The 22,582-nt window shown below is 42.3% G+C and carries 25 protein-coding genes; 22 read left to right on the forward strand and 3 right to left on the reverse strand.

Going from position 1 to position 22,582, the window contains the following annotated elements:
• Window positions 1–705: 705 nt before the first annotated feature.
• The 4 genes from CCC71_RS05220 to CCC71_RS05235 all read left to right on the forward strand — a co-directional run bounded on the left by CCC71_RS05220 (window position 706) and on the right by CCC71_RS05235 (window position 4,775).
• On the forward strand, window positions 706–1,248 hold the full coding sequence (locus CCC71_RS05220; RefSeq protein WP_021840919.1) for a hypothetical protein: 543 nt from the start codon (window positions 706–708) through the stop codon (window positions 1,246–1,248).
• A gap of 107 nt (window positions 1,249–1,355) precedes the next feature.
• Window positions 1,356–2,336 carry a DUF805 domain-containing protein gene (locus tag CCC71_RS05225; RefSeq protein WP_296333178.1) on the forward strand — a complete coding sequence of 327 codons (981 nt, stop codon included), beginning with the start codon at window positions 1,356–1,358 and terminating at the stop codon, window positions 2,334–2,336.
• Between the two features lie 141 nt (window positions 2,337–2,477).
• On the forward strand, window positions 2,478–3,104 hold the full coding sequence (locus CCC71_RS05230; protein ID WP_021840921.1) for a hypothetical protein: 627 nt from the start codon (window positions 2,478–2,480) through the stop codon (window positions 3,102–3,104).
• Window positions 3,105–3,425: 321 nt separating this feature from the next.
• Entirely contained in the window at window positions 3,426–4,775 is a 1,350-nt protein-coding gene (locus CCC71_RS05235; RefSeq protein WP_021840922.1) for an amino acid permease, read from the forward strand.
• 177 nt (window positions 4,776–4,952) lie between these two features.
• On the opposite strand, the gene CCC71_RS05240 is transcribed toward CCC71_RS05235, so the two are convergent.
• The 3 genes from CCC71_RS05240 to CCC71_RS05250 all read right to left on the reverse strand — a co-directional run bounded on the left by CCC71_RS05240 (window position 4,953) and on the right by CCC71_RS05250 (window position 7,097).
• On the reverse strand, window positions 4,953–5,228 hold the full coding sequence (locus CCC71_RS05240; protein ID WP_021840923.1) for a thioredoxin domain-containing protein: 276 nt from the start codon (window positions 5,226–5,228) through the stop codon (window positions 4,953–4,955).
• Window positions 5,229–5,436: 208 nt separating this feature from the next.
• Window positions 5,437–6,327 carry a LysR family transcriptional regulator gene (locus tag CCC71_RS05245; RefSeq protein WP_021840924.1) on the reverse strand — a complete coding sequence of 297 codons (891 nt, stop codon included), beginning with the start codon at window positions 6,325–6,327 and terminating at the stop codon, window positions 5,437–5,439.
• Window positions 6,328–6,464: 137 nt separating this feature from the next.
• On the reverse strand, window positions 6,465–7,097 hold the full coding sequence (locus CCC71_RS05250) for a YigZ family protein (RefSeq protein WP_021840925.1): 633 nt from the start codon (window positions 7,095–7,097) through the stop codon (window positions 6,465–6,467).
• Between the two features lie 312 nt (window positions 7,098–7,409).
• Here CCC71_RS05250 and CCC71_RS05255 point away from each other — a divergent pair, with 312 nt between their 5' ends.
• From CCC71_RS05255 to CCC71_RS05340, 18 genes are all read left to right on the forward strand, one after another.
• Window positions 7,410–7,679: a metal-sensitive transcriptional regulator gene (locus CCC71_RS05255; RefSeq protein ID WP_021840926.1), complete on the forward strand. Its 270-nt coding sequence runs from the start codon at window positions 7,410–7,412 to the stop codon at window positions 7,677–7,679.
• Window positions 7,680–7,797: 118 nt separating this feature from the next.
• Window positions 7,798–9,966, forward strand: a complete 2,169-nt coding sequence (locus CCC71_RS05260) for a heavy metal translocating P-type ATPase (RefSeq protein WP_021840927.1) — start codon at window positions 7,798–7,800, stop codon at window positions 9,964–9,966.
• A 567-nt stretch (window positions 9,967–10,533) separates the two neighbouring features.
• A complete protein-coding gene (locus CCC71_RS05265) occupies window positions 10,534–10,884 on the forward strand; it encodes a putative DNA-binding protein (RefSeq protein ID WP_021840928.1) in 351 nt (116 codons plus the stop codon).
• A gap of 1 nt (window position 10,885) precedes the next feature.
• Window positions 10,886–12,244 (forward strand): signal recognition particle protein, encoded by a 1,359-nt coding sequence (gene ffh, locus CCC71_RS05270; protein WP_021840929.1) that lies wholly within the window; start codon window positions 10,886–10,888, stop codon window positions 12,242–12,244.
• A 36-nt stretch (window positions 12,245–12,280) separates the two neighbouring features.
• A complete protein-coding gene (rpsP, locus tag CCC71_RS05275) occupies window positions 12,281–12,544 on the forward strand; it encodes a 30S ribosomal protein S16 (RefSeq protein WP_021840930.1) in 264 nt (87 codons plus the stop codon).
• 21 nt (window positions 12,545–12,565) lie between these two features.
• Window positions 12,566–12,793, forward strand: a complete 228-nt coding sequence (locus tag CCC71_RS05280; protein WP_156704165.1) for a KH domain-containing protein — start codon at window positions 12,566–12,568, stop codon at window positions 12,791–12,793.
• Between the two features lie 13 nt (window positions 12,794–12,806).
• Complete coding sequence (locus CCC71_RS05285) at window positions 12,807–13,214, forward strand: YlqD family protein (RefSeq protein ID WP_021840931.1); 408 nt, start codon at window positions 12,807–12,809, stop codon at window positions 13,212–13,214.
• Complete coding sequence (rimM, locus tag CCC71_RS05290) at window positions 13,214–13,711, forward strand: ribosome maturation factor RimM (RefSeq protein ID WP_021840932.1); 498 nt, start codon at window positions 13,214–13,216, stop codon at window positions 13,709–13,711. Before CCC71_RS05285 ends, rimM begins: the two co-directional genes overlap by 1 nt.
• Window positions 13,712–13,768: 57 nt before the next feature.
• Window positions 13,769–14,563, forward strand: coding sequence for a tRNA (guanosine(37)-N1)-methyltransferase TrmD (gene trmD, locus CCC71_RS05295; protein WP_021840933.1), 795 nt, complete (start codon window positions 13,769–13,771; stop codon window positions 14,561–14,563).
• A gap of 144 nt (window positions 14,564–14,707) precedes the next feature.
• The gene (locus CCC71_RS05300; protein WP_021840934.1) at window positions 14,708–15,433 is read left to right on the forward strand and encodes a gamma-glutamyl-gamma-aminobutyrate hydrolase family protein; all 726 of its coding nucleotides are present in this window, start codon (window positions 14,708–14,710) and stop codon (window positions 15,431–15,433) included.
• A 164-nt stretch (window positions 15,434–15,597) separates the two neighbouring features.
• Window positions 15,598–16,098, forward strand: a complete 501-nt coding sequence (gene ruvC / locus CCC71_RS05305) for a crossover junction endodeoxyribonuclease RuvC (protein ID WP_021840935.1) — start codon at window positions 15,598–15,600, stop codon at window positions 16,096–16,098.
• Window positions 16,099–16,120: 22 nt separating this feature from the next.
• The gene (ruvA, locus tag CCC71_RS05310) at window positions 16,121–16,729 is read left to right on the forward strand and encodes a Holliday junction branch migration protein RuvA (protein WP_021840936.1); all 609 of its coding nucleotides are present in this window, start codon (window positions 16,121–16,123) and stop codon (window positions 16,727–16,729) included.
• Window positions 16,730–16,731: 2 nt separating this feature from the next.
• Window positions 16,732–17,781: a Holliday junction branch migration DNA helicase RuvB gene (ruvB, locus tag CCC71_RS05315; protein ID WP_021840937.1), complete on the forward strand. Its 1,050-nt coding sequence runs from the start codon at window positions 16,732–16,734 to the stop codon at window positions 17,779–17,781.
• Window positions 17,778–19,301, forward strand: a complete 1,524-nt coding sequence (locus CCC71_RS05320) for a SpoIID/LytB domain-containing protein (protein WP_295225149.1) — start codon at window positions 17,778–17,780, stop codon at window positions 19,299–19,301. The genes ruvB and CCC71_RS05320 overlap by 4 nt, the downstream gene beginning before the upstream one ends.
• 100 nt (window positions 19,302–19,401) lie before the next feature.
• On the forward strand, window positions 19,402–20,424 hold the full coding sequence (queA, locus tag CCC71_RS05325) for a tRNA preQ1(34) S-adenosylmethionine ribosyltransferase-isomerase QueA (RefSeq protein ID WP_226974217.1): 1,023 nt from the start codon (window positions 19,402–19,404) through the stop codon (window positions 20,422–20,424).
• A gap of 127 nt (window positions 20,425–20,551) precedes the next feature.
• Window positions 20,552–21,661, forward strand: coding sequence for a tRNA guanosine(34) transglycosylase Tgt (gene tgt, locus CCC71_RS05330; protein WP_296333180.1), 1,110 nt, complete (start codon window positions 20,552–20,554; stop codon window positions 21,659–21,661).
• Between the two features lie 51 nt (window positions 21,662–21,712).
• Window positions 21,713–21,994, forward strand: coding sequence for a preprotein translocase subunit YajC (yajC, locus tag CCC71_RS05335; protein WP_021840941.1), 282 nt, complete (start codon window positions 21,713–21,715; stop codon window positions 21,992–21,994).
• Between the two features lies 1 nt (window position 21,995).
• On the forward strand, window positions 21,996–22,559 hold the full coding sequence (locus tag CCC71_RS05340; RefSeq protein WP_247239742.1) for a 5-formyltetrahydrofolate cyclo-ligase: 564 nt from the start codon (window positions 21,996–21,998) through the stop codon (window positions 22,557–22,559).
• The last annotated feature ends 23 nt before the right edge of the window (window positions 22,560–22,582 follow it).

Below are 22,582 nucleotides of genomic sequence, written 5' to 3' on the forward strand. Positions count from 1 at the left end.
ACTAAAGTATGGTGCGATTTAATATTGTAGCATAACTGTGGCTAATCAAGTTTAAAATTTAAATAAAGAGCTTGCTCAACAATTAGTTAGCGATTAATAATTTCTTAGAAATGTATTCAATCGAAACCTTTTGGAGAGCAAGCTCTTTTTATATTTGTATTGCATATTTACAAATTGATTTCCTTCCGATATAATCATTTTAATAAATGATGAAACAAATGTGAACTGCATGCTGTTTTTTTAGTATGACTATATTCTTAAATCAATTAAGGAGTATTTGTATGAAACATGCTTATGTTATATTGACAGCAATGAACGAAAATAAATTGAAAGAGTATAGAATGAAGGTATTCTTACGTCTATTGCATAAGTTTATGTAGTGGACCGAGGAGGGCCTTCTTTTTTTGTTGCCCATACGATTTTTATGATTAAGAGCTTATTTGCTTTCAAATTATGGACTTAACCATAAACGCTATCGCGGCTGTGATAGCTCCATATCTATCCATAGTTAAAGAAGGAATCAATGTTGTGATTGTGAAAATTTTAATGAGCTGGGAGTAATTATGGAAAAGCTGATGTAGGTATTGCCGTAAGGAATGCAGTATTAAGGTCGATAGAGGTGAAGGTATTTATATAGATAGGGGTTAAATATGAAGCAATTCCAATTAATGAGGAGAATAACGAATAAGAGCGTGATAAGAAAAAATGAAAATAATAAAAGACTGGATTGAAAAAAATGCTCAAAAAGAGGCACCATCTATTAGAATTCTTTTTGCTTGTATCTGCTTTATAGTTGGTGGAGTCTTTTTTATAGTGTATTGCCTTATAGATATTTTATTTCGGGAAAATAGATATCCTGATAGAGATGAAATTATTGTAATTTCTGCTCTTAGTGTATCAGTAATAATTTGCTATATAGTGGTAAAAGTGCATATTCGAGTTTACAAGCAAATTGCTAATGAGACGATAGGACAATATGGACTTATAGAGTTGCCAAGATGGCGACAGTATATTGAATTTGTTCGTCGGGCTATGGATATACATCAAGAACCTCCAAATAGAGAAATGTACCCGAAGGAATATATAACTTTTATGTGGAAACGATGGCTAGCTCGCTGCATTTATGGTGTTTTTTCAGTTGGTACGATATCATTACTGGTATATCATTGGGAAGATATTGATGCAGAAATTATTAGTACAATTATTGGCTTAATTATGTGGGCTATTGCACTTAGACGGTGGTTGTAATTTACGGGCGATATAGTTTTATTGCTAGCGGCTAAAGATATACAATTATTGGTAGGTACTAATTCAGGGAAAACTGAAAAAATATTATGAAAGAGCGAAGGTTTAATATGATAAATTACCAACCTATAGACTGGGGCAATGAGTGGAAATTATTTGTCTATAATTTTAAAGTATTTTGGTCAGGGCTTAGGCGACCTTTATTAGGACAACGAATTAATAAGGATACTTATAGATTTTTAGTATTTTTTTCTTTTCTGTTATTACCATCGAGTATTATTTTTTTTATTCCCTTTACATATTTTGAAATATTAGCTAGAGGTGACAGTATTTATTGTATATATATTATACATATGATAGTTCGTGTATTTTTTCAGCTTCTACTGTTAGGTAGAAGATTACAAGATTGGGGTATACCTAAATCTATAGTCTTGCTAATTTTAAGTGGCTGTATCTGGGGAACCTATGAGATGGGATATACTATGACCTTTGATATCAATCATCCTTTTATTGATCTGTCCAGCACGAAAGAAACAATTCTTGACCTACCTCAATACGTGGATTGGATGAGTTGTTTAGTTTTAGTAGCTATTTTTATACCAGATAATAAAAAGTTCAATCGATTTGGAGACTTTCCTAAGCAAGGAGTTATATTTTTTAGGTGGCGATTCAATGAATGGAAAACGGTTATTTATATAAGTCCTTTAAAATTCATTCAAAGTGGATTACTATTTTTAAAAAAATCGTTGAATTTTAGTGGCCGCACTTCTGCTGAGGAATTAGGTGGATTTGGTGGCTTTATAATAGCAATTCAGTGGTTTGTATCTGCAATGTGGTATGGTGGACAGTATGCAAATACTAATACTTTCGTAACAGTTTGTGAATGGTTACACATAATTTTTTTTATTCCCTCGGTTAGCTTATTTACACGACGGCTACACGATTGTTACTGTAGTGCGTTTTGGATTCCCTTTATGTATATTCCCATTACCAATCTTTTTGTATATGCTGTTCTAATATTTGGGAAATCATGGAAAATAGAGGATTTTGAGCTTAACGAGAATACGCTTGTGGGAAATATGAAAAATTAGGATGGATTGTAAATTAAAAAATAGCGGCTTTATGATATTTAGACCAATTAGTCATTTCGATTCTAGTCTTGTAAAAGATATAAATACAACATCTTTTTTATCTCAAAAAATTCACTTTATTAGATAAAAGGAGTATTTTGAATGATATTTACATTTAAAGATATACTAACGCCTGATGAGATATTAAGGTTAAGGTTCCTTAATAAGAAAATTTTAGATAGAATCTATTATTTTGATTATGTAAAGATGATAAATGATGACAGAGTTTTTGCAAGATCTTTATTTTTAGAATGTGATAAAAATATAATTATTATAGGAGCAGAGGAAAGTTGGAGAGCCGACGGTGAGGATTTTCAACGATTAAGAGTTGATAATATTAGTGATATTGATAATGTAAAAGAATATGTAAAAACTTTTTTTCCGAATACCGTTTCTAGAAAAAAAGAATTAGCTTTAAAATGTATAGAAATGGAAGTTAGAATTGATCGTGTTATTTGGAATAGAGAGCACTTCAAATATAGAAATCAAGATAATTATTGGAAAAGAGAATGGGATAATATGATTGTACTTTTTCTTGAGAATAATAAACAAATAATATTAGAATGTGTAACTGATTGTTTAGCGCCATGCATAGTTCTTTACAATTATTCCGATTTAAATTCTTACTTAAAAAAATATAATGAGCTGGATAGGCTAATCGGTAATTGGAATCCGGAAGATACTTATACTGCTGATATATTAGAATATAATCGATGTTTGTTAGAATAATGTGGTCTTAAATAGTAATATGAACCGGAATCTTTATGGGATACAAATAGATACTATAATTTATTAGGAGGTAAGCATGAGGAAAACTTTTTTAATAATAGTATCTATATTAGGGTTATGTATAGCTACTCTTATTTTTGTATATTCAATAGTTTGGCTAGCATTTGATGAATTTTTTGAAAGACCTGACAATATTAGATATACTGCAGTGGCATCACAAACTTCATGTATATTGTATTTTTCATAATTCTCTATAGAAATGAAAGTTTTTTATTGATATAATATGAAAATATAAAATTTATAGGTAGAGGAGTGAGTCACTTGGAGAAAGAGCAAACCCTCAATAGGGGGCTTAAGAACCGCCATGTGCAGTTAATTGCCATCGGAGGTGCTATCGGGACGGGCCTGTTTTTAGGATCGGGTCATTCCATAGCCTTGACGGGGCCGGCTATTTTATTTGCCTACATCATTACCGGTATCATTTGTTTTTTGATGATGCGAGCCCTTGGAGAGTTACTCTTATCAAACACGGAGTATCATACTTTTATTGAATTCGTGCAAGACTATATGGGTGAAAAAACCGCCTTTGTTACCGGTTGGACGTATTGGTTCTGTTGGATCTCCGTAGCCATGGCCGATATTACGGCCGTAGGGATTTACGTTAAGTATTGGTTTCCGTCCATTGAAGCATGGATACCAAGTCTCGTAACGCTGATTATTTTACTGCTTATGAATCTTGTGACGGTAAAATTATTCGGTGAAATGGAGTTCTGGTTTGCCTGTATTAAAGTAGTAGCTATTATAGCGCTGATTGTGCTGGGGCTGTATTTTATTCTTACGGGTCAGCCTACTTCAGCCGGTGTTGCCAGCTTCAGTAATTTATGGAGTCACGGAGGCTGGTTTCCGAAAGGGATGGACGGGTTTATCCAATCCTTCCAAATGGTTGTGTTTGCCTTTGCCGGTATTGAGCTCGTAGGTCTAACGGCCGGTGAAACGGAAAATCCGGAGAAGGTTATTCCGAAATCTATTAACAGCATTCCGGTGCGCATCATTTTATTCTATGTAGGTGCGCTCGGTGTTATTATGAGTATTTTCCCGTGGGATTCCGTAAATCCCGATCGCAGCCCGTTTGTTGAGGTTTTCCTGGCCGTCGGTATCGTCGGGGCTGCATCCATGGTTAACTTTGTAGTACTCACATCGGCAGCATCGGCCTGCAATAGTGGCGTGTTCAGTACGAGTCGCTTGCTCTATTCGTTGGCCAAACGCAATCATGCACCGGGGATTCTTGAAATTTTGACGAGTAAACAGGTGCCGGCTAACGCTTTGTTTTTATCGGTACTCGTAATTTGCCTCGTTGTGGCCTTGCAATATGTGGTGGCGGAAGGGGTATTCGTTATTATTTCCAGTGTGTCCACGTTCTGTTTCCTCTATATTTGGGGGATTATCACTATTTGTCACATGAAGTTTATTCGCAAGCGTCCTGATTTGGCGGCGAAAAGCGTATTTAAAATGCCGTTATTCCCATTCTTGAACTACTTGGTATTGGCGTTCTTTGCCTTCGTTATTGTTACCTTGGCCTTTAATCCGGCCACGAGAGTTGCACTCTTTGTAACGCCGGTATGGTTCATCATGTTGCTTTTGATTTATCAGTTGAAAAAGGAAATTGCATAATATCTGAGCAAAGATGAATTGCGAAAACGAACTGGTGATATATAGCAGAGAAAATATAATCCGGAAAATATAATACGTTAAGATACTCTATAGGGGTATAAAAAAGAGTTCATTAGGTCATATGACCTAATGAACTCTTTAGGTTGCTTGCGTTATGCTGTTAGTTGCTTTTTAGAATTATAAAGCTTTGTCAAAAACAGCTTTAATTAAGCGTTTAGTTTCGTCGTAAGATTCGCCCGGTTGAGCTTCATACTGTTTATCCAAGTCGAACCAAAGATTTGGATAGTATTCGTACGGATGAGTTTTGAATAATTCGTGAGCATCCTGATCTTCTACCCAATTAATTTTAATATCTTTGTATTGTGGATTTTCAGCTTTTAATTCGTCGATGGCTTTGAATGCGTTTTTGCAATAAGGGCAACCATTTAAATGGAATCCTAAAATTTCTTTCATAGTTATCTGTCCTTTTCGTATTAATAATAGAAACAAAAAAGGGAGTGGTTATCGTACCACTACCCTTAGTGTATCACAAAATCATACAATATTCAATTTTATAAATATAGAAATATCAAGAATTATAGGATTTACAATTACATAATCTCTTGATAGAAATCTATAATTACATTATCCCCAAATAGTATCTTTTAATAGAGTCCTACGATTACATCGTTCCTTGGTAGAATTCCAAGAATTGCTTGCTTACCAAAGAAGGCGTATGGCCTTTGACTACGATAAAGCTCTTGTGAAAACCGGTGGACAACTCGGGTAACCGAATGCGCGACATTTTGCGACCATGTACTTTTTCTTGTGAATCCATGGGAATAATGGCGACCGATCGGCCAAGCTGCGCCCATTCGATGGCGGAGCTCTTGGTAGTCGTTACAGAGACAACGTTTAAGTTGTTAAAGAGGCGACTCGCACTTTGCATAAGCATGCGCACCGATCCGCCGGATAGGCTGAGGGGGCAACGGGCGATTTCCTCCCACGTGAGGCTGTCTTTTTCCTGACTGCTCCAGAATACGTCATTCCGAAATACGGCATAGAGTGACTCCGGCTGGGTAAAAAGAATATCGAAGCGGCTGGTGTCCACCATTTGGGAATTGCAAAGACCGATTTCGGTGCGTCCGTTTAATAATGATTCCGTAACATCGCTCATGAGACCTTCGTAAATTTCGTAGTGCACGGAAGGATATTTTTGTGAAAAAGCATGTAAATATTGCTGTATCAGCCCCGTTGAGCGCGAGGCGGATGAGCTGATGCGGAGTGTCCCTTCCACCGCAGAGTTTAAGCGTTTTACATCTTCGTAGGTCGCCTCTTCAATCGCACATAATTGTTGGGCTTTTTCATAGAAAATGCGACCTGCTTCGGTGAGACGAAAATTAGCCCCTCGTTGACCGCGTTTTATATGCAGGAGGGGCGTACCGAATTCGGCTTCCAAATATTTAAGCTGTTTGCTCAGGGCCGGTTGTGTGATGTGTAAGATGTTGGCTGCCTGAGTCATATTGCCTGTTTGTACCAAGATAATGAAGTTGTAATAATATGATGTGTCCATGAGAATCCTCCCTTTGTTTTAGTCGGATTGTCATGACATGTAGTTTTGGGCGTACTACTTTACTATATGTTTACTTTATATTATACTATGGTACGAGAGTTTTGTCAGTACCCCATGGGGTATAAACGAATCGCAGATTAATCGTTGTAGGGGAGGGCTACCATTTTTTCTTCCAACGGCTCCCACGTCTGTTGACCGTTAGTTAGGTTAGTCATGGTAGTTGCCAACGTATTTATATCAGCCGGATCCACATAGATTAAAAGGCGTACCTGTTCGGCAAATTCTGACTCGTAGTGATAGCCCTGCTCTTGTAAAAACCGTTCGATAGCGCCGTAATAGCTGTAATCGATGGTAAGGGCTACAATTTGGCGCGGTGCGTAGAGTGTTTTCGGTGCATCGTGAATGACTTCCGCCGCACTGTGGGAATAGGCTCTGATGAGTCCGCCGGCGCCCAGTTTGATACCGCCGAAATAGCGGGTGACTACAATTAAGGTATTGGTGATGCCCGTCTTTTTCAAAACTTCCAGCATCGGTTTACCCGCCGTGCCGGACGGTTCACCATTATCTGAGGAGCGTTGTTGTTCTTGGCCGGGGCCTAAGGCGTAAGCCGTACAATTATGCGTGGCGTCCCAAAACTCCTTGTTGATGCGGGCGATACCGGCCTGCGCTTCTTCTTCCGTTTCGCAGGGAATCGCGGTGGCGATAAAGCGGGATTTTTCTACAATATATTCAATACGATGCTCTTTGGCAACCGTAATATAGGATTTCATATATACCCCCCTGTAAAAATGTTTTTAATTTTGGATGATAGTATTTATCAAATCGGAAATTTTAAATGCGAATAATGGCCTAAAGACCATGTATAAAGCTAAGTATAGCTACTGTGTTTTATGTATTTTATGATACGTAATTTTTTACAATTGCACAATACCCCCTTGTTGACCTTTTGGGGGTGAAGGTATAACATAATATACAGATGAGATACCCCATAGGGGTATCGAGAAGGAGATGAAAATCCCCGATGCTTTTCGTTTTTACAGCAGTTTTAAGCTGTTGTTAAGATAGAGTAAGGAGGAAGTAAGATGCTTACAGATATGGAAACAGAGAAATTAACTCGTCGCCTGCGCCGTATCAAAGGTCAGGTAGAAGGCATCGAAAAGATGATTGACGATCATCGTTATTGTGTAGAAGTGTTACAGCAAATAGGTGCCGTAAGAGCGGCTTTATATCAAGTTGGCCTTCTAATGTTAGAAAGTCATTCTCGCTCATGCGTAGTGGATGCCATTAAAAGCGGCAAGGAAGATGATGCCATTACGGAATTGATGGGTGTTTATAAATCACTCCATAAGTAATAAATTCATTAATTGACACTAAGTTGTGTATCATTTATTGAAATAAACAATGCGTTATGATTCGTTTGAATTAGCGAAATTAATTGCAATACAGTAGAGTTAAAAGGATGTGTTATATATGAGTCAAAAAAGTAATGAATTCGACATCACCGGCATGCACTGTGCCGCCTGTGTCGGTCGTGTTGAAAAAGTCGTCAGTCGCATGGATGGCGTAGCTGATGTAAAGGTTAACCTCTTAACCCGTAAAGGCAGTGTTACCTATACGGATGACAGCAAGGTAACCCCTGATGACGTAATTAAAGCTATTACGGGTATCGGTTTTGGTGCTACCCTCGCTGAAGAAGGGGTTCAGAAACTTGAAAAAGTTAATTACAAACCTCAATTATATCGTATGATTATTGCTGCCGTTATGGCTATTCCGATGATGGTCAGCATGATGGGTAACCATTTATTCGGCTGGCCTATGTTGCCTCATTGGGTAGAATTGGTATTGGCTACGGTTGCTCAGTTCGGTCCGGGCCTCGTGTTCTACCAAGGTGCTTGGAGCGCTATTAAGAGCGGTTCCTTGACCATGGATGTATTGGTTGCGTTAGGTACTTCGGTAGCTTACTTATTTAGTATTTACAATATGTATGTAGGCAGCCACGACATGTATTTTGAAACGTCCGCATGGCTCATTACCTTCATCTTATTAGGTAAGGTCCTTGAAGAAGTAGCCAAAGGTCGTACGTCCGAAGCGCTTGAAAAATTGATGGGCTTAACACCAAGTATTTCTCACGTGCAGCGTGACGGTCAGTGGGTAGATATTCCAACTGCCGAAGTTCAGGTTGGCGATATTCTTCAAGTTCGTGCCGGTGAAAAAGTTCCGGTTGACGGTGTTGTGATTGAAGGTCAATCGGCGGTTAACGAATCCATGTTGACCGGGGAAAGTTTGCCGGTTGAAAAATCCGTAGACAGCAAGGTTATCGGTGCTACCGTTAACGAAACCGGTGTTTTCACCATGCGCGCCGAAAAAATCGGTTCCGACACTATGTTGTCGCAGATTATTAAAGTTGTAGAAGCTGCGCAAACCTCCAAAGCGTCCATTCAGCGTGTAGCCGATGTGGTTGCTGCTTATTTCGTACCGACCGTTATTGCCCTAGCCGTATTAACATCTCTCGTATGGTATTTCGGTTTTGATTCAACTTGGGGCGTAGCTCTCATGCACGGTACGGCCGTATTGGTTATCGCCTGTCCTTGTGCCTTAGGTTTAGCGACCCCAACCTCTATCATGGTAGGCTCCGGTTTGGGTGCTGAACACGGTATTTTGATTAAGAGTGCCGAATTCCTTGAACGAGCCGGCAAATTAAATGCCATCGTATTGGATAAAACCGGTACTATCACTAAAGGTACCTTGATGGTAAGTAAAACTGTTAACTTCGCCGGTGATGAAAAAGTAAACACCGGTATTATGACCGCTATCGAAAGTTTGACAACTCACCCAATCGCCAAAGCTATGGCAGCGTATGGTACTACTGAATTGGGTAACGGTGTATTACCGAATGTTACCGGTTTTAAAGAAGTGCCCGGTCATGGTCTTGAAGCTGTCGTAGCTAATCAGATGGTTCAATTAGGTCACAGCCGCTGGATGCAGTCCTTAGGGTATATGAATGAAACGATTGAAAAAGCCGTTCTCGCCGAAGAAGAACGAGGCGCTTCCGTATCGCTCTTAGCCGTTGGCGGTGAAATCAGAGCTTTATGGGCTGTAGAAGATGAAGTTCGTCCGGAAGTACCGGAAGTGATTAAGACATTACAGAACCGCGGCATTGAAGTTTGGATGCTTACCGGTGATAATCGTCGTACCGCTCAATACATAGCCGACAAAGTGGGGATTACCCATGTTATGGCGGAAGTGTTGCCTCAGGATAAAGCCGGTAAGATTGATGAATTGCGTAAATCCGGTAAAGTTGTGGGCATGGTTGGTGACGGTATCAATGACGCACCGGCCTTGACTTTGGCTGATATCGGTTTTGCCATCGGTAACGGTACGGATATTGCCGTTGAAGCGGCCGACATCGTACTTGTTCGTAATGATTTGAACACCTTGGTTCAGGCCGTAACCTTAAGCCGTAAGACAATGACGAATATTCGTCAGAACCTCTTCTGGGCGCTTATTTTTAACAGTCTAGGTATTCCATTGGCTGCCATCGGTATGTTAACACCAATCGTAGCCGGTACGGCCATGGCTTTCAGTTCCGTTACGGTTGTTACGAATGCGCTTCGCTTGAAACGAGCTAAACTTGACTGATAATCGGTAGCACTGATTTAGGCGGTTCAAAGTAAGGCGCAGTAAAAAGCAAAATTAAATAAGACAAGTTAAAGTGAATTCCGTAAATCGAGGTTAATCTTAATTAACCTCGATTTTTCATTATTGGTTAACTTTGTATTTTTGTATTCAGTTAACATAAAAGAAGATAACAAGTCTGAAACAACGGCATTTATCAATATAGATTAAGGTTCTACTTAATTAAAGACTTTATTACTTTTCGTAATAACAGATATAAAAAGAGGCAATTTTACTAAATGGAGAGGGAGGTATATACTATCTGTAGAGAACGAAGCTGGGGGACTGAAGCGAGCAGTTTTTCAGTCGATTTTCTAATCTCCGTATTAGCGAGCGCTGCAAACTGTACGCTAATAGAGATAAAAATTCAATATTCACTACCGAGAAAGAAAAGCACCACGATGAAGCGAGCATCGTGGTGTTTTTCTGTTTATTTCACTTGTTAAGGAAAAAACCTTGACAGGGCATATTAACCCTGTTAGAATAACGTGTAAAGTTTTTTAGCTTGACACCGTGAAGGAGTGAGTTGACATGGAAGAAAGAGTTTTGATTAGCTTGCTGTTAGACTTCTATGGCGCTCTTTTGACGGAGCGTCAGCGCCAATGTTTGGTTCTGCATCATGAAGATGACATGTCTTTGGCGGAGATTGCCGAGGAAATGGGCGTATCGCGCCAGGCTGTATATGACAATATGCAAAGGGCCAGACAATTATTGGAAATGTATGAAAGCAAGTTGCACTTGGTGGCTCAGTATGAAGAGCGAGAACGTTTGATGAGCGCCATGCGTAGTGAATTAGACAGATTGAAAGCAAGTGTGGGCCGGGATGAGTTCCGCACTTCCACCAATATATTATATCAATTAGTTGCACAGATGGAGGGGTAGGATGGCTTTTGAGAATTTAACCCAAAAACTGGAAGAGGCTTTGAAATCCCTAAAAGGTAAAGGCAAAATTGAAGAAGATGATCTGAAGCAAGCCCTGCGTCAAGTGCGCTTAGCCATGATTGAAGCGGACGTAAACTTAGGCGTTGTTAAAGATTTTATCAATAACATTAAAGAAAAAGCCATCGGCCAGGAAATCTACGGGAACTTGAATCCGGTACAGACGGTTATTAAAATCGTTAAAGACGAATTAACCGACCTGTTGGGTGGCGTACAGAGTGGGATTACCATTTCCTCCAAACCGCCGACAGTAATTATGCTGGTTGGTTTGCAAGGGGCCGGTAAAACGACAACGGCCGGTAAATTAGCCGTTTACTTACGTAAGAAAGGTAAGCATCCAATGTTGGTAGCTGCCGACGTATATCGTCCGGCCGCTATTAAGCAGTTGCAGGTGGTTGGTAAACAGATAGATATTCCCGTGTTTGCCGATGAAACGCCGGGTGCCAATCCTGTAAATATTGCTCGTGACGCCATCGCGGCGAGCACATCCATGCTTAAAGATGTAGTAATCATCGATACGGCCGGTCGTTTGGCCATTGACGAAGTCCTCATGACGGAATTAGTCAACATCAAACAGTCCGTACGACCTCATGAAATTCTCCTCGTTGTGGATGCCATGATCGGTCAGGATGCGGTACAGACGGCGAAGACGTTTAACGAGCGCCTCGGTATCGATGGCGTAGTTATGACTAAGCTTGATGGTGACGCCAAAGGCGGGGCCGCCTTATCCATTAAATCCGTAACCGGTCGCCCTATTAAATTTATGGGTACCAGTGAAAAGATGGATGGTCTCGAAGAATTCAGGCCGGAAGGCATGGCTTCTCGAATCCTCGACCTCGGTGACTTGGGGGCTTTGATTGATAGAACCAAGGAACTGGTAAATGAGGAAGAAGCGAAAGAATTGGCCGATAAAATGCGGCGTAACGAATTCACGCTTGATGATTTCTTGAAGCAAATGAACCAAGTTCGCAAAATGGGTAAATTCCAAGATTTATTGGGATTGATTCCCGGCATGGGCAAAGTTAAAGATCAATTAAAAGATATAGATTTAGATAGTAAAGAAATTCGTCGTATTGAAGCGATTATCCAATCGATGACGCCTCAAGAAAAGACGAATCCTAAAATATTGAACGGCTCTCGCCGTAAACGCATCGCTATGGGCTCCGGCACTCGTGTGCAGGATGTAAACCGTTTAATCAAGCAGTTTGAAGAAGCTCAGAAGATGATGAAAAAAATGGGATCTATGCGTAAAGGTAAAAAAGGTATGTTACCTAAACTGCCAAACTTACCGTTTATGGGTTGATCATAGAAGATATTCTTACAAGGAGGTGAAATATACATGTTAAAAATTCGTTTAACTCGCTTGGGCGCTAAAAAAGCTCCATTCTATCGTATCGTTGTAGCCGATTCCCGTGCTCCTCGTGAAGGTCGTCCGGTAGACACTATCGGTCAGTACGACGCTACTAAGTCCCCGGCTGTTATCAACATTGATGAAGAAAAAGCTTTGACTTGGTTAGGTAATGGTGCACAACCAACCGACACTGTTCGTTCCCTTTTCAAACAGCACGGTGTTATGCAGAAATTTGCTGATGCTAAGAAGTAATTCATAGAGAGGCATACTGTGATGAAAGAATTAATTACATTAATTGCGAAGTCATTGGTTAAGCAGCCTGGAGCCGTTTCTGTTACCGTGACCGTAAAAGGTGATGTGGAAGTCTATGAAGTTCACGTGGCACCGGAAGACATGGGTAAGGTTATTGGAAAGCAGGGCAGAATTGCTAAAGCAATCCGAGCTGTCGCAAAAGCAGCAGCTATTAAAGAAAACAAAAAAATATCCGTTGATATTGTCTAAAGGGTGAGAAAACATGGAAGAAATGACAGTACGTGTTCCTGTAGCTATCAAATCGAAAGTTACAGAAGGGCTCAAAGCTAAGCTTATTGCCGATCTTCAGCAGCGTTTGGATCTTGTTGAACAGGACTTACAGCAAATCGAATTCCAAGCTAAACGTTTACTCAGTGAACAAGCTAAAATCGATGCGCAAGGTCTTATTCAATTACGTCAGCAGATTGAAGAAGAAAAGCAAAAACGTTTAAACTTTAAGGCGGACGTAGCAGCCAAATTAAAGGATGCGGAAAAGCTTGAACTTGGTTCTGAAATTAGTCAGGGCACTATGGAACAGACCATTACGGTTAAAGTTGGGGATGACCTCGACGCTTTAATGGGTTCTGAAATTTTGCTCGAAGACGGCAAAATTGTCGCTTTCCGTAAATAATGGATCGGAATGAGCTGATTACCATAGGCGTTATTGTTGCCCCGCACGGTGTGCGGGGTGATCTTCGTATAATGCCGCAGACCGATTTTCCCGATCGGTTTTTGACGATGGATGCCTGCTACATTGATGGTAAAGAATACCACATCACATCCGCTCGTTATCATAAACAATTTATTTTGGCGACTTTTAAAGAAGTGCCGGATCGTAATGCTGCCGAATTGATGGCTCGCAAGGAAATTCAAGTTCCTCGCGACCAGTTGGTGGAATTGCCGGAAGGCCGTTACTACATTTTTGATATCATCGGTTTAACCGTGGAAGATACAAAGGGCCATGTACTGGGTACCGTGTCTGATGTATTGCAACCGGGCGCCAATGATGTGTATGTAGTCAAACAGGAAGGTCAGCCTGATTTATTATTACCTGTGTTGGAACATGTAATTTTAGATATTGATGTTGAAGGCGGTAAGATTATTGCCGATCCGCCGGAATGGATTTAATAGAGCAGCCGAGACTTAGGTGAAAGGCCTTTAGGCCGGAAAGGATAATGTGATACTATGAGAATTGACATTATTTCTTTATTCCCTGAGTTCTTTGCTGCTTTTTTTGACCATTCTATTATTAAGCGAGCTATGACTGCCGAGCGCCTTACTATGGAAGTAACGAATCCCCGTGATTTTGCTCACAATAAGCATAATCAAGTGGATGATACACCCTATGGGGGCGGGGCCGGGATGCTCATGATGGCGCCACCCATTTTTGAAGCTGTGGAGCATGTATTGGCAAAAACAGCGGAACAGGTTGATGCACCAGAATCAGCTGAAGCGAACGAACCTGCTCCAGAGCTGCGAAAACGGGTCATTTTCTTAGGTCCTACGGGCAGTACTTTTAATCAGGCCAAGGCACGAGAATTGGCGACTTACGACCAGTTGGTGCTTATTTGCGGTCATTATGAAGGCGTCGATTATCGCGTGGAAGAGCATTTAATCGATGAAACGATTTCCATCGGTGACTTTGTGCTTACCGGCGGTGAACTGCCGGCCATGGTTGTGGCTGATGCGGTTGCGCGCATGATTCCGGGCGTTCTGGGGGCTGCTTCGGGGGCGATTGAAGATTCCTTCTACAGGCCTATTTTGGAAGGGCCGCAGTACACCAAACCACCGGTTTTTCGAGACTGGGAGGTTCCGGAAGTATTGCGCAGCGGTCATCACAAAAACATAGCCACATGGCGCTTACAGCAGGCCTTATTGCGTACTCGCCGTTTGCGTCCGGATTTATTGGAACGCGAACTTACAGATGATGAAAAACGGGCCATTAAAGAATTGGAAAAACAAGGTCTATGGAAACCATAAACAGGTGGAAATTTCATAGGCCTTTTTTGTATAATGTATGTAATGATAGTTTGACGGACGGCAGGCTTTAAAGGCGCTTACAGCTAAGCCGACTTGATTTACCTGTTTGCCCGAAGTTTACGTTTTTAGAAATGAGGGACTGCTATGAAACCACGCATTGCAATTACGGCCGATACTTATATGGATGCTACGAACAGCACCAATTTACAACGAGCACCGTATGTATCTCGTGAGCTGGTAGAAGTGCTCAGTGCATTGGGATGTATTCCGTTTATTTTACCGGATGTACCGAATGCCATCGGCGAAGACTATTTTGAATTATATGATGGTCTTATTGTTCATGGCGGCCCCGATGTAGATCCTCATTTATTCGGTGAAGAACCGCGTCGTGAAATCGGTATGGTGAATTATAAACGGGATGTGTTTGAGCGTGAATTGATTCAGGCTACCGTTAAGGTGCGTAAACCTATCTTGGGTATCTGTAAAGGGGCACAAATCATCAACGTAGCATTAGGCGGTGATTTGTATCAGGACATCAAAACGCAGTGCCCGAATTCGTATATTAAGCATTCCCAAAAAGCGCCCGGCGGCTATCCTACTCACAGTATAACCGTGGCCAAGGACAGCTTTTTACATGCTGTGTTAGGGTTAAATACTTTGGTCAATTCCCGCCATCATCAGGCGATTCGTGAGGTTGCTCCTTCATTGAAAGTAACGGCTACCAGTCTCGACGGCATTGTGGAAGGCATTGAAAACAATGATGCGTCCGTAGTGGGCGTACAGTGGCATCCTGAAAATATGTGGCGTGAACACGAAGATATGTATGCTCTTTTTGAAGCGTTTGTGTCAAAAGTTAAGGAACGCATGTAATACAGGAAAACTTACTTCTAATCATAACGGACTTATTTTAATAATAGCGGGCTTGAACGATAGTGAAGATGACTCATAGACTGTGATTAATTCGCTAATCTGTTTGGTCTATAGTTCTATAAATGCTATAATAAAAAGATAAATAGTTTTAGAAGGAGATTATTATGCGAATTATAGGTATAGACCCGGGCACCGCTATTTGCGGTTATGGCATTATCGACGTGGACGGCAGTCGGTTGCAACCCGTTGCTTACGGCTGTATTACAACCACGCCGCAGGACACGGATGCCATGCGGCTTGAAATATTATTCAATGATTTAAGTGATATTTTGGAAGAATACCGGCCCGATAAATTTGGCGTAGAACAATTGTTTTTTAATCGCAATGTAACGACTGCCATTGCCGTAGGACAGGCGAGGGGCGTCATTTTGTTGGCCGCCAGCCAACGGCGCATCCCTATTTATGAGTATACGCCGCTACAGGTTAAGCAGGCCGTAGTAGGCTATGGTCGTGCAACTAAAGAGCAGGTTATTTATATGACTATGAATATGCTCGGAATTCGTGAGAAAATTAAGCCCGATGATACGGCCGATGCCTTGGCCATTGCCATTTGTACTGCTCACAGCTCCCATGGCGATGACTTACGGCGCCGTTTGCAGTTATAGATTTTGTAGGAGGCAGTAGTTCATGATAGGTTTTCTTCGTGGTATCATTAATCAGATTTTTCAAGGCTCCTGTTTTATTGATGTGCATGGTGTAGGTTATCGCGTATATATTTCCGGAACCACCCGCGATGCGTTAATAGAAGGACAAGAAGCATTATTATATACCCATATGAGTGTTCGCGAAGATGCGATTCAGCTCTATGGATTTGCTACACAAGACGAATATGATCTTTTTACTTTGCTGATTTCCGTATCCGGTATCGGGCCAAAAGTGGGGCTCGGTATTTTGTCCGGGCTGTCCGTGGATGGTATCAAAGTGGCCATTATGAATGGCGAATTGGGAACACTTACGAAGCTTCCCGGTATCGGTAAAAAATCGGCCGAGCGTTTGGTGCTCGAATTAAAAGATAAAATCGGTAAATTTACGACGGCACCGGCCCCTCAGGCGGCTCTTGATACGGCGGTACATGTTGCGCAAACCGGCATTGCCGGTGAGGCGGCGGACGCATTAATGGCCTTGGGCTATCGGGAATCGGAATTTGTTGATATACTCACTCAATTGGATAATGGTGAGCGAGATGTGGCGACATTGATACGCGACGTATTATCTGAATTGGGAAAGGGTAGGTAGTCATGAAAGAAGAAATACGTGTGGTTGACAGTCAAAGCCGCGTGGTGGGTAAAGAAGAACAAAGTGGCGACACTTGGCAGTTCTCTTTGCGACCGCGCTATTTGCACGAATACATCGGCCAAACGGATGTAAAAAATAATTTAAAAGTATATATTCAAGCGGCGAAAGAACGTAAAGAAGCGCTTGACCATGTTTTGCTATACGGACCGCCGGGGCTTGGAAAAACTACCTTGGCCGGCATTATTGCTAATGAAATGGGCGTAAACTTCCGCATTACATCCGGACCGGCCATTGAACGTTCCGGCGATTTGGCGGCGCTCCTCAGTAATTTACAGGACCATGATGTATTATTCATCGATGAAATACATCGTTTATCCCGTACGGTAGAAGAAGTGTTGTATTCTGCTATGGAAGATTATTCTTTGGATATTATAGTCGGGAAGGGACCGAGCGCTCGTTCGGTGCGCATCGATTTAAGACCGTTTACCTTAGTCGGCGCTACCACTAAGGCTGGTGCTCTTTCGGGACCGTTACGTGATCGTTTCGGTATTATCAATCATTTGGAATATTACAAGCAGGATGAGTTGGAATTCATCGTAAAACGGGCGGCGGAAGTATTGAATACAAAGATTACCGATACCGGAGCCGCTGAAATTGCCCGTCGTTCCCGGGGAACCCCGCGTATTGCGAACCGCTTGTTGAAGCGCGTCCGCGATGTGGCGCAAGTACTGGGTGACGGTGAAATTACCAATATCATTGCCGATGATGCCTTGCAGCGTTTAGACATTGACCAATTGGGACTCGATCGGGTAGACCGGGTAATTTTAAAAACAATTATTGAGAAATTTAACGGTGGCCCTGTCGGCATCGATACGATTGCGGCGGCTACCAGTGAAGAGCGCGATACCATCGAAGATGTGTATGAACCGTATTTGATGCAATTGGGCTTTTTGATTCGCACTAGTCGTGGGCGTATGGCGACGCAGTTGGCTTACGACCATTTGGGTATTACGAATCCGAATGTTAATGCATCTAGTCAGGGGGATTTATGAGATTGAGAGCAGTAAATCGTGTAATTTTGGCAGCCGTTTTAAGCTGTTTGATGACATCGGTTGTGCCCGTTTGGGGGGCCAGTGTGACGGTCACTAAAGAAGGGTCTGAGTCGACAACGACGACTACGACGATTAAAACACCGGTAAAAGAAACTAAATCGACGACAACGGTGGTAACGAAGGCGAATAAAGATACCCATACGGTAACTACGACGAAAACTACCACGATTACTACGAAGTCGGAAAGTAAGAGTGCTGCAAAAGCTACTGATACAAAAAACAGTGCTACCGCTTCAAACTCTAAGTCTACGAAAGTGCCGGCCTTTAATACGCCACAGCAAGCTAATATTCCGGCCATTCGCGTTTTATTGGCGACGCGCAGCAGTACTTGGCCCGTAGCCGGTAGCGGCCAGTTGGCAGTGTATACGAGTAATAAATCACCATTTGCCAAGTTTGCCGCTACGGACACAGTAACAATCGGCGTTAAAAATAATAAAGTGACGGTAAACGGCAAAACTGTAGACGGTTCTGCCTATATTAAATCGTGGCAAGGCAATGTAGAAGGCACTATTTTGCTGGATAGTAAACCATATCGCGGCGCCATTAAAATTGTGCCCACTTCGTCAGGCGGCATGATGCTCATTAATGAAGTTTCTATTGAAGAGTATTTGTATGGCGTGGTACCGGCAGAAGTATCGCCAAGCTGGCCTCAAGAAGCTTTGAAAGCACAGGCCGTCGCAGCGCGCACCTATGCTTTATACAATATGAAACAAAGTGCTGCCAAAGCTTACGATGTGCAGCCGACTACAAATCATCAGGTCTATAACGGTCAGGCAGCGGAATTTAACAGCACTACGAAAGCCGTGGATGATACCAAAGGCATGGTGGTGCAGTATAAAGGACAGCCTATTGAAGCCTTGTTCCACTCCAATGCGGGTGGTTACACGGAAAACAGTGAAAACGTGTGGGGCAGTAATGTGCCGTATTTGCGCGGCGTTAAGGATTATGCCGATTACAAGCAAAGCGGCGACAGCTTTGCCTGGACCGTTAAACTTACGCGGGCCGAAATGGAAGCGAAGTTGCGTGTAGCCGGTAAAGATGTGGGCACCCTTAAAGAAATTAAACTCAGTACCTTGCGCCAGCGTCCTATGAAGTTTAAAGATCGCGGCGTGTCCGGTCGAGTTATGACGGCGGATTTTGTAGGTAATAAAAAGACGCTTACTTTGACGGGCGAGACGATTATGAAAATATTCGGCTTGAAATCCACCTTGTTTGATTTCTACGTAAACGTGAAAGTGCCGTCTACGGCGGATAGTTTTAAAAATCCAAAAGCTTATCACACGTTTAAAAAGGCAACTGATACCGTTTCGATTCGCGGTTATGGCTGGGGCCATGGTTTAGGCCTGTCCCAGTGGGGGGCAGCGGCTATGGCGGCGAAAGCACCTACGTCGGCTAAGGATTATTACAAAACGATTTTAACGCACTATTATACGGGTGTGACCATAGATAAAGCGTATTAATTTATCTCGCATAGGTATGCATAGCTAAGCCTGATAGATGGGAAATATGCGTAATCTCAAAAAACGTATTAACTACAGTTTGAAAGAAGGAAGTTTTACCATGAAGGTAACAGATTTTGATTATGAATTGCAGGAAGAACTGATTGCTCAGCATCCGGTGGAACCGCGTGATACATCGCGTCTTATGCTCCTTGATAAGGTGACCGGTGAAGTGGCTCACAAGGATCATTTTTATGACATCATTGATGAATTATCCGACAATGATGTGTTGGTCTTTAACGATACGAAGGTAATTCCCGCTCGTTTATACGGTCATCGCCGGGGCAGTGGCGGCAAAGTAGAAGTATTGCTCCTCACGCCTTGTGGTGAAAATAAATGGGAATGCTTGGTCAAACCGGGTAAAAAATGCCCGATTGGTCAGGAATTGGTATTCGATGACCGCTTGACCGGTAAAGTATTGGATAAAACAAGCTTTGGCGGTCGTATCATTGAATTTACGGCACAGGGTGTTTTCGACGATATCATTCAGGAAATCGGCGAAATGCCGTTGCCGCCATATATCCACGAAAAATTAGAAGATAAAGACCGTTATCAGACGGTGTATGCTCGTGAAAAAGGGTCGGCCGCCGCACCTACGGCGGGGCTTCATTTTACGCCGGAATTATTGGAACGCTTAAAAGCCAAAGGCGTTACTTTGGCCTTTGTAACCCTTCACGTAGGGCTTGGTACGTTCCGTCCCGTATCGGAAGAAACGATTGAAGACCATGAAATGCACAGTGAATACTATGTGGTAACGGCGGAAACGGCGAAAATTATTAACGACGCCAAAGCGGCCGGTAAGCGTATCGTAGCTGTAGGTACTACTTCGGTGCGCACCTTGGAATCGGCCACGAAGGATGGCGTTCTTCAGGCCGGTCACGATTGGACGCAGATTTTTATCTATCCCGGTTATGAATATAAGATGGTTGATGCGCTTATAACGAATTTTCATCTTCCTCAATCAACGTTACTCATGCTCATCAGTGCGTTGGCGGGCAGAGAGCATTGCTTAGCTGCTTATAAAGAAGCGGTTAAGGAACGGTATCGCTTCTTCAGCTTTGGCGACGCCATGTTTATTCGCTAACAGATTGGCGACACAACATACTTCGCTTCATTGTTAACAGTCAAGCAACGCGATGTTATGTTTATTCGTTAAATATTTTGTGCTATAATATGTACTTGACAGGTTGCAACTAGATAGGAGGATATGCTTGGTTATTACCTATGAATTACAAAAAGAATGTCCCCATACCGGTGCACGGGCGGGGCTTTTACATACGCCGCACGGTACATTTAAAACACCTATGTTTATGCCGGTAGGCACACAGGCAACGGTTAAAACCATGTCGCCGGAAGAATTAAAAGAGATGGGCGCTCAGATTATTTTGAGCAATACTTATCACTTGTTCTTGCGTCCCGGTCCGGACCTTGTAGAAGAGGCGGGCGGTTTACATCGCTTTATGAATTGGGATGGCGGTATCCTGACCGACAGTGGCGGGTTCCAGGTATTCAGTCTCGGTGATTTGCGCAAAATTACCGAAGAAGGGGTAGCCTTCCGTTCCCACATCGATGGTTCCAAGAAGTTTTTATCACCTGAAATTGCTACTAAAGTACAGGAGCAATTAGGTGCCGATATAGCTATGGCTTTTGATGAATGTATTCCGTATCCGGCTGATTATGCTTATGCGGACCGTTCTACGGCACGTACCACTCGTTGGGCGGAACGTTGCCGCAAGGCTCACACATCACCGACTCAAGGCATGTTCGGTATCGTTCAGGGCGGTATGTATAAAGATTTACGAACCCGTAGTGCCAAAGAATTGGTGGCTATGGACTTTGACGGTTACAGCATCGGCGGTTTATCCGTTGGGGAACCGCATGATTTGATGTACGATATCTTGGATCACACAACGCCATTATTACCGACTAATAAGGCTCGTTATTTGATGGGCGTTGGCACACCGGACTGTTTGGTGGAAGGTGTGGCTCGCGGGGTAGACATGTTTGACTGCGTATTCCCGACGCGTGTGGCGCGTAACGGTATGGCCATGACTCATAATGGCCGTGTAGTTATTAAAAACGCTACGTACGCTCATGATTGGGGTCCGTTGGAAGAAGGCTGTCAGTGCTATACTTGCCGCAATTATTCTCGTGCCTATATTCGACATTTATACAAGGCGGAAGAAATTTTGGCTTTCCGTTTGGTGTCGTATCATAATTTGTATTTCTTATTGAATTGCATGCGTCAAATGCGCGCCGCTATTTTGGAAGACCGATTCCCGGCTTTTCGTGATGAATTTTGGGCCGGTTATAAAAAATAGGGGACACTAGACGTTGAAAGATATATATGTTTTTTTGGAGGTGAACAGACAGTGGCAGATTTAGAACAGTTATTTCAAGCCGGTTGGCCGATATTATTAATGGTTGTAATTTTCTATTTCCTTTTATATCGTCCACAGAAAAAGCAACAGAAAGCTCGTAACGAACTTTTGAACAGTTTGAAAAAAGGTCAGAAAATTGTGACTATCGGTGGTATTTACGGTACAATCAATGCTTTGACTGACGATGCAATTATGCTTCAAATCGCTGAAAAAGTTGAAATCAAATTAGCTCGTTCCAGCGTAGCTCATGTGCTTGGCAAAGATGACAAATAATATGGATAAGCATACAATGCGCCTTGCTTTTAAAGCAAGGCGCCAAGCCATGTCTGACAGTGAATGCAAAACGCGGGCCGAGGCACTGTGCAAACACATTATGGAATCAGCTGAATATAAAAAGGCTCACTCCATAATGGCCTATTTGGCCATGCCGAAAGAGGCTAATCTCGATGCTCTGGTTACACAGGCTTTGGCAGAGGGCAAAGCGGTCTTTGTGCCGGTTTGCGTATCTAAAACCGAAATGATTGCAGCCCGGTTAACACGTCTTGATGATGTGAAAACAGGCGTCCTTCATATACGCATTCCTAATGAACCTTATGAAACGGCGGCGCCTAATGAACTGGATTTAATTTTAGTTCCCGGAGTAGCTTTTGATACCAAAGGTGGCCGTATGGGGATGGGGGCCGGTTATTATGACCGATTTTTGGCTAAAGTCCCTAAAGAACGCTTAATCGGCGTTGCATGGGACATCCAAGTTGTATCCGATGAGATTCCTATGGAAGCGCATGATAAACGCCTCGCCGGGTTAATTACGGACGAGCGCGTTTTAACATTTAAATAATTATGTATCTTAATTATGTGAAA

Origin of the sequence: Veillonella sp. LMAG:90 (assembly GCF_008679445.1) — a bacterium.
GTDB lineage: Bacteria > Bacillota > Negativicutes > Veillonellales > Veillonellaceae > Veillonella_A.